Annotated in this window: 1 protein-coding gene; it reads right to left on the minus strand. The window is 67.0% G+C overall.

Annotated features, from left to right (window positions below):
• On the minus strand, nt 1–521 hold a 521-nt coding region (locus tag ABB34_RS14655; protein WP_245625465.1), incomplete at both ends, for a GTP-binding protein.

The following is a 521-nucleotide window of genomic DNA, read 5'->3' on the forward strand; positions in this document are numbered from 1 at the left end:
TCGCCCGCCTGGCCCTGGTCCAGCAGCTTGCGGAACATTTCCACGCCGGTCACGGTGGTCTTGGCGGTCGGACGGATACCGACGATCTCGATTTCGTCGCCCACCTTGATGATGCCGCGCTCGATGCGGCCGGTCACCACGGTGCCGCGGCCCGAGATCGAGAACACGTCTTCCACCGGCATCAGGAACGGCTTGTCGATGTCGCGCTCCGGGGTCGGGATCCAGCTGTCCAGCGCATCGACCAGCTTCAGGATCGCCGGCACGCCGATCTCGCTCTGGTCGCCTTCCAGCGCCAGGCGGGCCGAGCCCGAGATGATCGGGGTGTCGTCGCCCGGGAAGTCGTACTTGCTCAGCAGCTCGCGCACTTCCATCTCGACCAGCTCGAGCAGCTCGGCGTCGTCCACCATGTCGGCCTTGTTCAGGAACACGACGATGTACGGCACGCCGACCTGGCGCGACAGCAGGATGTGCTCGCGGGTCTGCGGCATCGGGCCGTCAGCGGCCGAGCACACCAGGATCGC

Source organism: Stenotrophomonas daejeonensis, from assembly GCF_001431505.1.
Lineage (GTDB): Bacteria > Pseudomonadota > Gammaproteobacteria > Xanthomonadales > Xanthomonadaceae > Stenotrophomonas > Stenotrophomonas daejeonensis.